This window comes from Nocardia sp. FBN12, from assembly GCF_054031145.1.
The window spans coordinates 5,415,952-5,429,324 of record NZ_CM132926.1 but is presented as its reverse complement, the minus strand read 5'-3'; the positions used below and the strand labels follow the sequence as shown (position 1 = coordinate 5,429,324).

Sequence of the window (13,373 nt, the reverse complement as noted above, 5' to 3'; positions counted from 1 at the left end):
CGGGCTACCGCGCGGCGAGGTTTGTCGGCGCGGGGGCGTGAAATGCGCGTTCGGGGCGGGCGGTCGCTGGTTGCGGTGATCTTGCTGGCGGTGCTCGTCGTGCTGACCGGGTGCACGGTCGGCGGGTCGGATGAGAGTGCGGAGCCGGCCGGCCCGGTCGCGCAGGTCACCATCGCGCCCACGCCCGGCGCCACCGATGTCGACCCCGTCGCCCCCGTCTCGGTGACGGTCGCCCATGGCACGATCGACCAGATCGCGCTCACCAATGCCAGCGGCAAGCAGATCACCGGAGAGCTCAGCCCGGATCGCACGACCTACCAGGTCTCCGAACCGCTCGGCTACGGCGCGGCCTACACCTGGACCGGCACCGCCATCGGCGCCGATGCGAAGCCGGTGCCGATCAACAGCACCTTCACCACGATCAGCCCGCAGTCGACCATTCCGGCCACGATCAATATCGGCGACGGCCAGGAAGTCGGCATCGCGGCGCCGATCATCCTGAAGTTCGTCGGGCCCGTCACGAACAAGGCGGCGGTGGAGAAGGCGCTCACCGTCACCACCGATCAGAGCACCGAAGGGTCATGGGCCTGGCTGCCCGACGACGGTGGCTCGCGCGTGCACTGGCGCCCGAAGAACTACTGGACGCCCGGCACCACCGTGCACGTCGCCGCCAAGCTGTACGGCGTCGACCTCGGCGGCGGCGCCTACGGCGACTCCGATCTCACCTCCGACTTCACCATCGGCCGCAGCCAGATCGTCATCGCGAACGCCCCGAGTCACCGCATGCAGGTGGTCCGCGACGGTGCCACGGTCTTCGACTTCGCGGTCTCCTACGGCGAAGGCAACGAACCGCGCAATGTCACTCGTTCGGGCGTGCACGTGGTCACCGAGAAGTACGAGGACTTCATGATGTCGAATCCGCCGTACTACACCAACGTTCGCGAACGCTGGGCCGTGCGCATCTCCAACAACGGCGAATTCATCCACGCCAACCCAGAATCCTTGGCGTCGCAGGGTTCTTCGAACGTCACCAACGGCTGCATCAACCTCTCGCCCAGCGACGCCCAGGCCTATTTCCCGACGGCCCTCTACGGCGATCCGGTCGAGGTGACCGGTACTTCCATCGAGCTGTCCCAGGCTGACGGCGACATCTACGACTGGGCCGTCGACTGGTCGACGTGGCAGTCGATGTCGGCGTTGTCCGAAGGCGCGGGAGTCGCCATGCCGCGCTAGTCCGAGTCGACAGCAACTCGTCGCGCACGACCCATCCACGCAACGGACCCCGACGGTGATCGTCGGGTCCGTTGTTCTGCCGGGTCAGGCGTAGGCCAGGGCAGCCTTCGTCGGCCAGTGCGGGTGGTTGGGGTCGATGACGTAGTCGTGGGTGTGCTGGTACCGGTTGGGGCCGATCTTGATGGCGTCGACCAGGATCGCCGGGTCGACCGCGCCGAGTTCGTGGACGTGGGTGATCCGGGTGGGGTCGTTGTGGGGCCAGAAGCGGACCGCCGCTGCCGTGCCGATGGCGGCGATGGCGGCGAGGGTGGCCCAGGTGGTGGTGAAGCCCGCGGTGGTGGCCAGCCAGCCGGTGATCGGGTAGGTGACCAGCCAGGCGAGGTGGGACAGGGAGAACTGGGCGGCGAAGAGGGCGGGGCGGTCTTCGGCGCGGGCGGAGCGGCGCAGGACGCGGCCGGTGGGGGTGAGGATCAGTGCGGTGCCCGCGCCGATGGTTGCCCAGGTGGTGAGGGCGGCGGGCCAGTGCCAGTCGCCGGTCGGCAGGGTGGACAGGACGAGTGCGGCGGTGAGGCCGGTGAGCAGCACCGCCGCGCCGGTGAGCATGACCGGGCGTTCGCCGCTGCGGTCCAGGATCTTGGGCAGGGTGAGGGCGATGAGCATGGTGCCGAGGCCGTTCGCCGCGAGCAGCAACGCGACGCCGGACTGGTCGCCGCCCAGCACATCTCGCGCGTAGTTCACCGTGTTGACCATCACCACCGAGCCCGCGGCGGCGACCACCAGGTTCAACCCGAGCAGCCCACGCAGTCGTGGCGTCGCCGCGAACAGTCGCAGCCCGGCCGCGAGCCGTTCCTTGATGGCGCCCTCGCCGACCACCGCGTTCGGAATGCGCGCGGCCATCACCAGGGCGACCGAGACGGCGAAGCCGAGGCCGGTGCCGACGAACAGCCAGTGGAAGCTGATCAGGCTCAGGGCCAGCGCCGCCAGCATCGGGCTGAGCAGCGTTTCCATGGTCGCCGCGAGCTGGGCGGCCGAGAGCGCCTTCGTGTAGTCGCGTTCGTCGGGGAGGATATCGGGCAGAATCGCCTGGTAGGTGGGGGTGTAGGCGGCCGAGGCGATCTGTAGCAGCGTGATGAGCACATAGATCTGCCAGATCTGGTCGACGAAGGGCAGAGCGAGCACGATCGCACCGCGAATGCCGTTGAGCGCCATCAGGAATTGCCTGCGCGGCAGCCTGCCCGCGTACGCGCCCGCGATCGGGGCGATGGTCACGTAGGCGACCATCTTCAGCGTCAACGCGGTGCTGAGCACGATGGCCGCGTTGCCGCCTGCCAGTTCGTAGGCGAGCAGGCCGAGGGCGACCGTGGTGAGTCCGGTGCCGAACAGGGCCGCGACCTGGGCGGTGAACAGCAGTCGGTAGTCGCGGTGGGCGAACAGTGAGGTGGTCATGTGCCTGCCCTTTCAAGGCTGCTTATCTGCGTATGAATGCAATAACCAGCATATGGCGGGACGTATTCCAGGAGAGCCGAAATTTCTTTCGACTTGACCTCAATAACCGTTGAGGTAGGACGGTAGAGCGCAGCGGCGGCCGAGGGGCCGTCACCGACGAAGAGGGAACGTCATGAGCGCCACGGTTGACCACGTCCGAACCGCCGACAGCCCGTTGCGGCTCGCGGTCGTCATCGGCAGCACCAGACAGGGGCGCTTCGGCCCGACGATCGCGGGCTGGTTCATCCGGCAGGCCGCACTGCGCGACGTCATCACCGTCGACGTCGTCGACACCGCCGACATCGAACTGCCGCAGGCGTTCGGCGCCCCCACCAGCCATGCGTCGGTCGCGCAGGCCACCGAAAAGCTCTCGCGCGCCGACGCGTTCGTGGTGGTGACGCCCGAGTACAACCACAGCTACCCTGGCTCGCTGAAGAACCTGATCGACAGTCATCACGCCGAATGGCAGGCCAAGCCAGTGGGTTTCGTCTCCTACGGCGGCATCTCCGGCGGGCTACGCGCCGTCGAACACCTGCGTCCGGTCTTCGCCGAACTGCACGCGGTCACCGTGCGCGACTCGGTCGCCTTCCCGAATCCGTGGGGCCGATTCGACGAGCAGGGCGAGCTGACCGCCGCCGATGGTGCCGACGACGCCGCCGCGGTCATGCTGGATCAGCTGACCTGGTGGGGCGAAGCACTGCGCGCGGCCCGTCTCGCCCGGCCGTACGGGAAGTGACGGCCGTGATCACCACCGTCGAACCCGCCACCACCCCACGCGATCCGATGCGGATCGCGCTGGTCCTGGTGGTCGGCATGATCATGGCGACGCTCGATCAGACCATCGTGAACGTCGCCATCAACAAACTCTCCGACGAATTCGATGCGGGCCTCGGCACGATCCAGTGGGTCGTGACCGGCTACTCGCTCGCTCTCGGTGCCGTGGTGCCGACCTCGGCGTGGCTGGTCGGCCGGTTCGGCGCCAAGCGGCTGTATCTGGCGGCGATCACCGCCTTCGCGCTGGGGTCCGCCCTGGCCGGCTTCGCGTGGAATGTCGAGTCGCTCATCGCCTTTCGTGTTATCCAGGGTGCGAGCGGCGGGCTGCTGATGCCGGTCGCCATGGTGATCCTGCTGCGCGCGGCCGGGCCGGACCGGCTGGGTCGGCTGATGAGCACGCTCGGCCTCGCCATCCTGGTCGGCCCGCTGCTCGGGCCGGTGATCGGCGGGTATTTCGTCGACGAGCTGTCGTGGCGGTGGATGTTCTTCATCAATCTGCCGCTGGGTGTGCTGGTGCTGGTGCTGGCCTCGCGGGTGGTGCCCGACGACGCACCGGAACCGCCGCGCGCACTCGATTGGCGCGGGCTGCTGCTGATGTCGCCGGGTCTGGCGCTGGTCATCTACGGAGTTTCCGCCGCGGGCGAGAGCGCGGGCTTCGCTACCCCGTCGGTGCTGGTCCCGCTCCTGGTCGGGGCCGGGCTCATCGCGGCCTTCGTGCGCCGGTCGCTGACCACCGCGACGCCACTGGTGGATCTGCGGGTGCTCCGCCATCGGACGACCGGCATCTGCGCGGTGCTGCTCGCGGTGTTCGCGAGTGGGTACTTCGGCTCGATGCTGTTGCTGCCATTGTATTTTCAGGTAGTTCGCGGTGAATCAGCGCTGATGGCAGGTGCTCTCGGCATCCCGGTCGCGTTGGCGTCCGGGATCGCGATGCAGGTGGGCGGCAGGCTGATCGACCGGGTTCCGCCCGGGCGCTACCTGCCGGTGTCGATCATGATGGCGCTCACCGGTTTCGGGCTGTTCGTGGTGCAGCTCGACGCGGACACGCCGTATTGGGCGATGGGCGCGGCGATGCTGCTGATGGGTGCCGGTGGCGGTGGCACGATGATGCCGCTGATCACCACGGCGACCAGACCGTTGAGCCGCGAGCAGCAGCCGGCCGGGTCGACGGTGCTGAACATGATCAGCACCACGTCCACGGCGATCGGGACCGCGGTGGCCTCGGTGACGCTGGGCGCGCTGCTCCCGGTCGCGGGCGGGCTGCAAGCTCTGCACGCGATGGGCTCGCAGCAGCGCGCCGACCTCGCCCCAGCCTTGGCCGAGGCGTTCCAGCACACCTATCTGATCGTTCCGGCTTTGATCGCGTTGGCACTGGTCCCGGCGCTGTTACTGCCTCGACGGCGAGTTACCGGCTGATTCGGGGCCGGGCCGGTGGATCGTGTCCACTGGCCCGGTCGGCCGCGACTACGCCTCGGCGGACGCGCTCGCGCGTTCCTTGCTCAGCTCGATGGTCTGATCGGTGGTCAGCCCCTGCTGCTTGGCCAGCAGGTCGCGGATCTCGATGAGCAGCTCGGTCTCGGTGGGCTCGGCGTCTTTGGTGGTGCCGAACTTGTTCTTCAGCGACTTCATCGGCAGCATCAGCACGAAGTACAGGACCGCGGCGACCATGAAGAAGTCGATGAACGCGGTGATGATCGGGCCGAGCGCGATGAACGTCGCCGGCTTGTCGGCGATCAGCTGGACACCGAGGCCCATCTCATTGGTCGAGCCGAACACCGCGAGCAGCGGATTGATCAGGCCTTTGCTGAACGAGGTGACCACCGCGGTGAACGCGGTGCCCATGACGACAGCGACCGCGAGGTCGATGACGTTCCCGCGCATCAGAAAATCTTTGAACCCACTGAAAACGGACTTGATACCGAGCATGGGACTTCTACTCCTAGGACTGGCTAACGGCAAACGGCCATGTTAACGACCGGTTGCAGATCGTGGCGAATTTGTAGCAACGCCGGAACGCCTCGCTCCCAGTATCAATTCTCGTTGCCGACTCCGCTACTCGAAAGACGGTCGCGTCGAATTGGGCTGGCGCACCCGTCAATTGACAGCGCAGTTCGAGACAGCCCGCGCAGCCTCGGGTGAGAGGCTGAGACAACCGGAGTGTCGAGCTTCACGTTTAGCGGCCGCAGTGGCCAAACCCTGGTCGCGCAACGCGAAGGCCCGGCGTACTCAGAGGCGGCGGGCGAAGGAGCCGGGGCCCGCCTGGTCTCGGGGTTTGACGACGATGGTGTCGAGGTTGACGTGCGGTGGGCGGGTGGCCACGAAGCCGACGATCTCGGCGATGTCCTGGGCATACAGGGGGTCGATGCCCTCGTAGACCTTGGCGGCGCGGTCGGCGTCGCCGTCGAAGCGGACCAGGGAGAACTCGGTTTCCACGGCACCAGGGGCGATCTCGGTGAGGCGGACCGGCTGGCCGAGGAGTTCGCCGCGCAGGGTGCGATGGGCGACGGCCTGGGCGTGCTTGGCGGAGGTGTAGCCGGAGCCGTTGTCGTAGGTGTGTATGGCGGCGATGGAGGTGATGGTGACGATCAGGCCGTCGCCGGAGGCGATCAGTTTGGGCAGCAGCGCCTTGGTGACGCGCAGGGTGCCGACGACATTGGTTTCCCACATCCAGCGCCAGTCGTCGAGGTCGGCGTCGATGACCGGGGCCATGCCTTTCGCGCCGCCCGCGTTGTTGACCAGCACGTCGACGTGGTCGATCGCGTCGGTGAACGCGCGCACCGATTCCTCGGAGGTGACGTCGAGCTCGATGGCGGTGCCGCCGATCTCGGCGGCGAGGCGCTGCACACGGTCGAACCGTCGGGCACCGACATAGACGTGATAACCCTGCTTCGCCAGTTCCCGGGCGGTGGCTTCACCGATTCCCGAGCTGGCTCCGGTGACGACAGCGGTGCGAGTGCTCATGTTCACCGATCCTATTCGCCCCTGATCTACGGCCGCCATGGCTCCGATCACCGTGACGTCAGGCGTACCGCCGGCCCGTGCGGAGCTGAGGAAAGCTTCGCGACGGCGCCGATTAGCCTGTCGGTATGGCTATTCGTGATGCTGTCAGTGCCGATGGAACGAGGATCGTCTACCGGGTCGGTGGTACCGGTCGACCGCTGGTGCTGCTGCACGGGTGGGCGGGGAATCTGCGGTGCTGGGGAGCGGCCGCCGATGATCTGGCCGAGCGTTATCAGGTGATCGCGGTCGATCTGCGTGGGCACGGGTATTCCGACGATCCCGGCACCGGCTATGACGATCCCAAGGCGTGGGCCGGCGATGTGGCCGCGGTACTGGCCGCCGAGGGCATCGACGCGGGCGCTGTTCTGCTCGGCTGGTCGTATGGCGGGATCGTCGCCACCGACTACCTCGCCACCCATGGCACCGCTGCCGTCGCGGGCGTCGTCTACTGCGGTGCGCCCGCCCATATCGGCCGGGGTGTCCCCGGTGCGGCGCCCGGCCCGTCGATGGAGAAGGCGATTCCCGGCGTGTTCGACGAGGCCGCCGGGCGGGCGGTGCGTGCGTTCGCGGTGTTCGGCAATGCCAATACCGGGCCGGGCGAGGACAAGGGTGCCGATGCCCAGCGGCTGTTCGGCGGCAGTCTCGCGACCCCGCCGTCGGTACGCAAGGCGCTGTTCTACCGCACGATCGACAACACCGAAACCCTTCGCGCCCTGGATGTTCCGGTCCTGGTGCTGCACGGCACCGCCGATCCGGTGGTCCCGGCGGCCAATGGTCAGTACATCCTCGACAATGCCCCCGACGCCCGCGGTTCCTTCTGGGAAGGGGCTCAGCACGGGCTGTTCATCGAGGATCGCCCGCGCTTCGTCGCCGAGGTCAGCGCGTTCATCGACGCGCTGGACTGAGGGCTGCCAGCTGGTCGGTGACCTCGCGGTTTCCGGCCCAGCAAATATTTTCGCAAGTTCGTTGCGCTGAGTTTTCGCAATTCGTGGCATGGAACCCGGCTGTCCTATTGGTCTGGTATTGCCGCTTGATATCCGTCTTTCGGGTGTCCATGAAGGCGGGTATGGTCGAGCTGTCTGTGCAGGTAGATCCATTGACGTGATTGGTTCGCGGTGCTGACGTGATCGGTCTGTGATTGGTTACGAGCACCAGCTCGAGCTGGGGAAACAGGATTCCGGAGAATCTTCTGGGAATCGTCACAGACTTTCGGTGAATTCCTCTGTAGCGTTCTGGAATGTCGTTGAATCGTAGACGGAGAAGAGGATTCGGCGTCGAGAACGGAGTTCGATGATGTTTGGTCGGGCAGTGGGCGCACGGGTCGCGGTGGCCATGTTGGGGTTGGTGGCAGGAGCTGTTGTCGGTGTGCCCGCGGTGGCCGCGCCCGAGCAGGCGCGGATCGAAGATCAGCGGGTCGAGCCGGATCGCACCATCGATATGGGCGTGTACTCGCCGGCGATGGACATCGTCACCCGGGTTCGGGTGCTGCGGGCCGCGGATCCGGAAGCGCCCGCGCCGACGCTGTATCTGCTCAACGGGGTGGGCGGTGGCAGCGACGGGAACTGGCTCGATCGCACCGATGTCGTCGAGTTCTTCAAAGACAAACAGGTCAACGTGGTGATCCCGTTCGGCGGGGCAGGCAGCTACTTCGCCGACTGGCGCACCGACGATCCGGTACTCGGCAAGCAGCGCTGGACCACGTTCCTCACCAAAGAGCTACCGCCCGTGATCGATGCGGAGTTCGACGGCACCGGCGCCAACGCCATCGCGGGCCTGTCGATGGCGGGGACCTCGGTGTTCCAGCTCGCGCTCGCCGAGCCGGGGCTGTACCGGGCGATCGGGTCCTACAGCGGGTGCGTGCGCACGAGTGATCCACGCGGACAGGCGATCGTGCGGACCGTGGTGGGCAGCAGGCTCGGCAACGCGGCCAATATGTGGGGCCCGCCCACCGATCCCGCGTGGTCGGCCAACGACCCGTACCTGCACGCGGAAGCGTTGCGCGGCACCGACGTCTACATCTCGTCGGGCACCGGCATTCCCGGCCCGCACGACAACATCGCCGGTGCCAAGGGCGACCCGGTGCAGCTCACCATGCAGCTGCTGTTCGGCGCCGGGCTCGAAGCCGTCACCAATCTGTGCACCCAGCAGTTGCGCGATCGGCTGCAGACGCTCGGCATCCCCGCGACGGTGGACATGCGCCCCAACGGCACCCATTCCTGGGGTTACTGGGAGCAGGACATGCACAAATCGTGGCCCGTGTTCGAGGCGGCGCTGAACCGAGCGTGACGACCGAAATCCGCTCGCGCTCCGGCGTCGGATCGGGCAGGGTGGATCGCGACGAGCACGTGAACTCACACGCTTTCGAGCTGTGACAGCCGTCACCGATCCCGGTAGCGGCTTCGGGGGCGGCGTCGCGGCGTGCACACTGGAGGGTGTGAGCCAGCGTCGTCCCGATCTATTGCCCCATCGCATCGCGGTGCTATCGGTGCACACCTCGCCGCTGGCGCAGCCCGGCACCGGTGACGCGGGCGGGATGAACGTCTACGTGCTGCAAACCGCGCTCGAGCTGGCCAAACGTGGCACCGAGGTGGAGATCTTCACCCGGGCGACCTCCTCGGAGCTGCCGCCGGTGGCCGAAGCCGGACCCGGCGTGATCGTGCGCCACGTGGTCGCGGGCCCGTTCGAGGGACTCGACAAGCACGAGCTGCCCACCCAGCTGTGTCCGTTCACCGCCGAGGTTCTGCGCCAGGAAGCGCGGCATCTGCCCGGCCACTACGACCTCGTGCATTCGCACTACTGGCTGTCCGGCCAGGTCGGCTGGCTCGCGCGCGACCGCTGGCGGGTGCCGCTGGTGCACACCGCGCACACCCTCGCCGCGGTGAAGAACGCCGCGCTGGCCGACGGCGATACCCCCGAACCCGAGACCAGGGTGATCGGCGAGAAGCAGGTGATCGCCGAGTCCGACCGGCTCGTGGCGAACACCGGTGACGAAGCCCGTCAGCTCGTCGACCTCTACGGCGCCTCGCCCGACCGCATCGACGTGGTGCCCCCCGGCGCCGATCTCACCCGTTACCGGCCCGGCGACAAGCTCGCCGCGCGCGCCGAACTCGGGCTGCGCGCCGACGAGCAGCTCGTCGCCTTCATCGGCCGGATCCAGCCGCTCAAGGCCCCCGATGTGCTCGTGCGGGCCGCGGCCGAGCTCCTGAGCCGCGATCCGAGCCGCAAGTTGCGCGTGCTGATCGTGGGCGGGCCTTCCGGCACCGGGCTGGCCAGGCCCGACGCGCTGATCGAACTGGCCGCCGACCTCGGCATCGCCGAGCGCGTCACGTTCCTGCCACCGCAACCGGCCGACAAGCTCGTGCAGGTGTATCGCGCGGCCGACGTGGTTGCCGTGCCCAGCTACAACGAATCCTTCGGCCTGGTCGCCATCGAGGCGCAGGCCAGCGGTACACCCGTGCTCGCCGCCGACGTCGGCGGACTTGGCACCGCGGTCCGTCATCGCGAATCCGGCCTGTTGGTGCCGGGACATCGCACCCCCGAGTGGGCCGACGCGCTGGCCGCCCTGCTCGACGATCCCGACCGCCTCACCCGGATGGGCGCCGCCGCCGTCGAGCACGCGAGCAGGTTCTCCTGGGCGCACACCGCCGACGGCCTGCTCGACAGCTACGCTGCCGCGATGGCCGGATTCCGCAGCGAACGCGGTCCGATCGCCCTGCACGCGGGCGAGACCAGACAGGCCAGATCGCGGGCGCTGTTGCGGCGCCGGACGGGAGTGCGCAGGTGAGCGCCGTTTCGCAGGTTATCGACGACACGCTGCGCGATCGCGAGATCGAATACACCCGCCACGGTGACGACACGTTCATCGTGGTGCTGCCCGGCGAGCGCAAGCTCAAGACCACGGTGATGCTGACCGTCGGCAAGCACGGGGTTCGCATCGAATCGTTCGTCTGCCGCAAGCCCGACGAGAACTTCGAAGGCGTCTACAAATATCTGCTGCGCCGCAACCGCCGCCTGTACGCGGTGGCCTACACCCTCGACAATGTCGGCGACATCTACCTGGTCGGCCGGATGTCCACGGAGTCGGTCACCGCCGACGAGCTCGACCGCATCTTCGGTCAGATCCTGGAAGCCGTCGACAACGACTTCAACATCCTGCTGGAGCTCGGGTTCGCCGAATCCATTCGCAAGGAATGGAAGTGGCGGGTCTCGCGGGGTGAGTCACTGAAGAACCTGCGCGCCTTCGAGCACATCATCGACGACGCCGACAAGGTCTGAAAACAAATGATGCCGGACAGGAAAGTTCCTGTCCGGCATCATTGTTCAGCTCAGCAGTTCGTCGGGACCGGTTCGCCGCGGAAACGGGCCTCGACGTAGTTCCAGGCATCGGGGAAGCCCGCCACAGCGGCGGTCATGTGCTCGGAGATCTCGACCGTGTTCAGCTGCACCGGCGCACCCTGGCCGCACCAGCGGGCGACGGTCTCGGCGACCGGCGCGTACGGGGTGAGGATGTCGTACTTGCCCTGCCAGATGTAGGTGGGTGCGGTCGGCGCGCCCTGGAAGTGCACGAGGCTGTTCTCCTGCAGGACACCACGGGCCACCTGGCTGCCCATCAGCTCCTTGGATGCCGCCATCTGGTCGGCGTTGCGCAGGGCGCCGTGGAACAGCAGGAAGCGACGGCACGCGTCCTTGGTGAATTCACGGAACCACAGCCCGTTTTCGTTGAGCTGGTCCGACACCGGCACCTGCTCGGGGTACTCACGCTCGATGCCCATCGCGGCGGCGAAGGCGAGACCGAAACCGGGGTGCGGCGCGAAACCCAGTGCGTCGGCCATCAATTCGAGGTCGGCGGGGATACCGCCGGACACCACGGCCGCGAGCTTCAGCTCCGGTGCGTAGGTGGGCTGCAGCGCGCCCGCCCACGCGGTGGCCATGCCGCCGCCGGAGTAGCCTGCGATCGCGACCGGCGAGTTACCGACGCCCAGCTCGGCGACCTTCTGCACCGCACGCACGCTGTCGAGGGTGACCATGCCACTGAGCTTGGCCGCACCGTAGGCCACCGTCGGGCCGAGGTAGTCGGGCACCGAGATCGCCCAGCCGCGCGCCAGCGGCAGCATGGCGCCGGGCGCGTCCTGCAGCTCGCCGTTGAACAGCGACTGCGAGGGGTTGCAGCGGGTGCCGATGGAGTTGATCAGTGCCTGGTAGGACACCAGCGGCGGGTTCTTCACGCCGATCGGCATGAGCACGGTGGTGATGCCCATGATCGCGTTGCCCGCCGAGTTGGTGGAGCGGAACGCGACCTGGTGGCCTTCGGTGCCCGGGTACATCCAGGTGTCGATGTGGCGGGTCCGCACGACGTCGCCAGGTGCCAGCGCGGCGATATCGGCGGGTGCGGTGAAGAACGGATCCGGATCAGGCGTCGGATACAGCGGGTTCGCCCCCGCGGGTGCGGCGAACAAGCCCACAGATAGCAGACTCAACACCAATACAGCGATTTTCGACACAGCTTTCCTTCATCAACAGTAGTGCTGCCCAAACGAGACGACCCGACCCGTGCAGAAGTATCTAACGAAAACCTGTGATTTGTACCGACCAGTAGTCAAAGTGTCGTGTGCCACATGTTGTGATGACTCACATCGGGGGCGTATGGGCGCGCTGCGGTGCTGGTAGGCGCGGTAGGCAGGAGTAGTGATGGCGGTACTTGCGCTCGATATCGGGGCGACGAAGTTTGCTGCGGGGCTTGTGGATCGGCACTACCGGCTGCACGGCGTGCGCCGGGTGGCCGCGGGCGTCGGCGATCCATGGGCGGCGTGCCGCGAGTTGCTGCGCGTTGTGGCAGGTGACAACGAGGTGCGCGCGGTCGGGATCGGATCCGCGGGGCCGGTCGATGTGCCCGCCGGGGTGATCGAGCCGTTGAACCTGGCCGCGTGGCGGGACGGATTCGCGATCGTCGAAGCGGTGCGGGCGCTGTTTCCCGATGCGGTGGTGCGGTTGGCGATCGACGGCGCGTGTTTGGTGCTGGCCGAGCATCGGATGGGTGGGTTGCGCGGGGTGGACAACGGGCTGGCCTTGACCGTGTCGTCGGGGGTCGGCGGCGGGATCATCGCCGATGGGCGAGTGGTGGTGGGGCGCACGGGGAATGCCGGTCACATCGGCCACATGGTGGTGCCCGGCGATGACACCGCGTGTCCCTGTGGGGGATTCGGCTGCGTGGAGGCGGTGGCGAGCGGGATGTCGTCGGTGCGCTGGGCGCGTGCGCGTGGGTGGACAGGCGAGAGCGGTGTGGAGCTTGCGGCCGCGGCGCACGCGGGTGACCCGATCGCGCTGGCGGCGATGGCCCGTGCGGGAAATGCCTTGGGGCAGGGAATTTCGTCGGCCGCCGCGCTACTGGATGTCGATCGGGTGGTGATCAGCGGGGGGTTCGCGCATTCGGGGGAGCCGCTGTGGGGGCCGTTGCGTGCGGCCGTCGCCAGGTATGCGCGGCTCGATTTCATTCGGGGGTTGTCGGTGGAACTGTCGACATTGAACGAGGGCGCGACGCTGGTCGGGGCGGGAGTTCTCGCCGTGGAAGCTGCACCGGATTAGCGGATTGCGGGCCACTGGGTCCCGCGATCGGAGCGGAAAGAGTCCAAGGCTGCTCGGGCGCGTTCGGGTGGGGAGCGGCGCCGCCGGGCGTAGCCTCGATGAGGTGGCTGCCGACTACGTGCCGGGCGATGTCGTCCATATACCGGAGGGTCCGTTCCAAGGAGTGTGCGCCGTAGTGCGCGAAGTCGACTCGGTGGCGTCACGATTACAGGTCGACGCGCTGGTCAAAGGCGGTCCCTACGAGATCGTCATCGGCTTCGACGAGGTGGAGTGGGCCTGACAGCACCGCAATGTCAGAA

13 protein-coding genes are annotated in these 13,373 nt (G+C 67.5%); 9 read left to right on the top strand and 4 right to left on the bottom strand.

The features are described 5' to 3' along the window. Positions 1-42: 42 nt before the first annotated feature. Positions 43-1,233, top strand: a complete 1,191-nt coding sequence (locus ACWZHB_RS25560; protein ID WP_427909295.1) for a L,D-transpeptidase — start codon at positions 43-45, stop codon at positions 1,231-1,233. Positions 1,234-1,317: 84 nt separating this feature from the next. Here the strand turns inward: ACWZHB_RS25560 and ACWZHB_RS25555 are convergent, their stop codons facing one another. Further along, positions 1,318-2,679 (bottom strand): MFS transporter, encoded by a 1,362-nt coding sequence (locus tag ACWZHB_RS25555; protein WP_427904329.1) that lies wholly within the window; start codon positions 2,677-2,679, stop codon positions 1,318-1,320. A gap of 172 nt (positions 2,680-2,851) precedes the next feature. On the opposite strand from ACWZHB_RS25555, the gene ACWZHB_RS25550 reads away from it, so the two are divergent. Together ACWZHB_RS25550 and ACWZHB_RS25545 are read left to right on the top strand one after the other, a co-directional pair. Next, positions 2,852-3,454 (top strand): NADPH-dependent FMN reductase, encoded by a 603-nt coding sequence (locus tag ACWZHB_RS25550; protein ID WP_427904328.1) that lies wholly within the window; start codon positions 2,852-2,854, stop codon positions 3,452-3,454. A gap of 5 nt (positions 3,455-3,459) precedes the next feature. After that, a complete protein-coding gene (locus tag ACWZHB_RS25545) occupies positions 3,460-4,908 on the top strand; it encodes a DHA2 family efflux MFS transporter permease subunit (protein ID WP_427904327.1) in 1,449 nt (482 codons plus the stop codon). A 48-nt stretch (positions 4,909-4,956) separates the two neighbouring features. Here the strand turns inward: ACWZHB_RS25545 and ACWZHB_RS25540 are convergent, their stop codons facing one another. Then, positions 4,957-5,373, bottom strand: coding sequence for an MscL family protein (locus tag ACWZHB_RS25540; RefSeq protein WP_427904326.1), 417 nt, complete (start codon positions 5,371-5,373; stop codon positions 4,957-4,959). Between the two features lie 345 nt (positions 5,374-5,718). Then, complete coding sequence (locus tag ACWZHB_RS25535; RefSeq protein ID WP_427904325.1) at positions 5,719-6,453, bottom strand: SDR family NAD(P)-dependent oxidoreductase; 735 nt, start codon at positions 6,451-6,453, stop codon at positions 5,719-5,721. Between the two features lie 125 nt (positions 6,454-6,578). Here ACWZHB_RS25535 and ACWZHB_RS25530 point away from each other — a divergent pair, with 125 nt between their 5' ends. The 4 genes from ACWZHB_RS25530 to ACWZHB_RS25515 all read left to right on the top strand — a co-directional run bounded on the left by ACWZHB_RS25530 (position 6,579) and on the right by ACWZHB_RS25515 (position 10,767). Continuing rightward, complete coding sequence (locus ACWZHB_RS25530; RefSeq protein ID WP_427904324.1) at positions 6,579-7,397, top strand: alpha/beta fold hydrolase; 819 nt, start codon at positions 6,579-6,581, stop codon at positions 7,395-7,397. 388 nt (positions 7,398-7,785) lie between these two features. Further along, positions 7,786-8,778, top strand: a complete 993-nt coding sequence (locus ACWZHB_RS25525) for an alpha/beta hydrolase (protein ID WP_427909294.1) — start codon at positions 7,786-7,788, stop codon at positions 8,776-8,778. Between the two features lie 139 nt (positions 8,779-8,917). Then, positions 8,918-10,276 (top strand): D-inositol-3-phosphate glycosyltransferase, encoded by a 1,359-nt coding sequence (gene mshA, locus ACWZHB_RS25520; protein ID WP_427909293.1) that lies wholly within the window; start codon positions 8,918-8,920, stop codon positions 10,274-10,276. Beyond that, positions 10,273-10,767, top strand: coding sequence for a type III secretion system chaperone family protein (locus ACWZHB_RS25515; RefSeq protein ID WP_427904323.1), 495 nt, complete (start codon positions 10,273-10,275; stop codon positions 10,765-10,767). The genes mshA and ACWZHB_RS25515 overlap by 4 nt, the downstream gene beginning before the upstream one ends. Before the next feature lie 50 nt (positions 10,768-10,817). Here ACWZHB_RS25515 and ACWZHB_RS25510 read toward each other — a convergent pair whose 3' ends face one another. Next, positions 10,818-11,993: a lipase family protein gene (locus ACWZHB_RS25510; protein ID WP_427904322.1), complete on the bottom strand. Its 1,176-nt coding sequence runs from the start codon at positions 11,991-11,993 to the stop codon at positions 10,818-10,820. Between the two features lie 187 nt (positions 11,994-12,180). On the opposite strand from ACWZHB_RS25510, the gene ACWZHB_RS25505 reads away from it, so the two are divergent. Then, positions 12,181-13,074 (top strand): ROK family protein, encoded by an 894-nt coding sequence (locus ACWZHB_RS25505; protein ID WP_427904321.1) that lies wholly within the window; start codon positions 12,181-12,183, stop codon positions 13,072-13,074. A gap of 103 nt (positions 13,075-13,177) precedes the next feature. Next, complete coding sequence (locus ACWZHB_RS25500) at positions 13,178-13,354, top strand: KOW domain-containing RNA-binding protein (protein ID WP_170112119.1); 177 nt, start codon at positions 13,178-13,180, stop codon at positions 13,352-13,354. Positions 13,355-13,373 lie beyond the last annotated feature (19 nt).

Bases quoted from the DNA above. Each gene is read 5' to 3' on its own strand.
- ACWZHB_RS25555 (WP_427904329.1), bottom strand. From the start codon at position 2,679: ATGACCACCTCACTGTTCGCCCACCGCGACTACCGACTGCTGTTCACC.
- ACWZHB_RS25540 (WP_427904326.1), bottom strand. From the start codon at position 5,373: ATGCGCGGGAACGTCATCGACCTCGCGGTCGCTGTCGTCATGGGCACC.
- ACWZHB_RS25530 (WP_427904324.1), top strand. From the start codon at position 6,579: ATGGCTATTCGTGATGCTGTCAGTGCCGATGGAACGAGGATCGTCTAC.
- ACWZHB_RS25525 (WP_427909294.1), top strand. From the start codon at position 7,786: ATGTTTGGTCGGGCAGTGGGCGCACGGGTCGCGGTGGCCATGTTGGGG.
- ACWZHB_RS25505 (WP_427904321.1), top strand. From the start codon at position 12,181: ATGGCGGTACTTGCGCTCGATATCGGGGCGACGAAGTTTGCTGCGGGG.
- ACWZHB_RS25535 (WP_427904325.1), bottom strand. From the start codon at position 6,453: ATGAGCACTCGCACCGCTGTCGTCACCGGAGCCAGCTCGGGAATCGGT.
- ACWZHB_RS25560 (WP_427909295.1), top strand. From the start codon at position 43: ATGCGCGTTCGGGGCGGGCGGTCGCTGGTTGCGGTGATCTTGCTGGCG.
- ACWZHB_RS25550 (WP_427904328.1), top strand. From the start codon at position 2,852: ATGAGCGCCACGGTTGACCACGTCCGAACCGCCGACAGCCCGTTGCGG.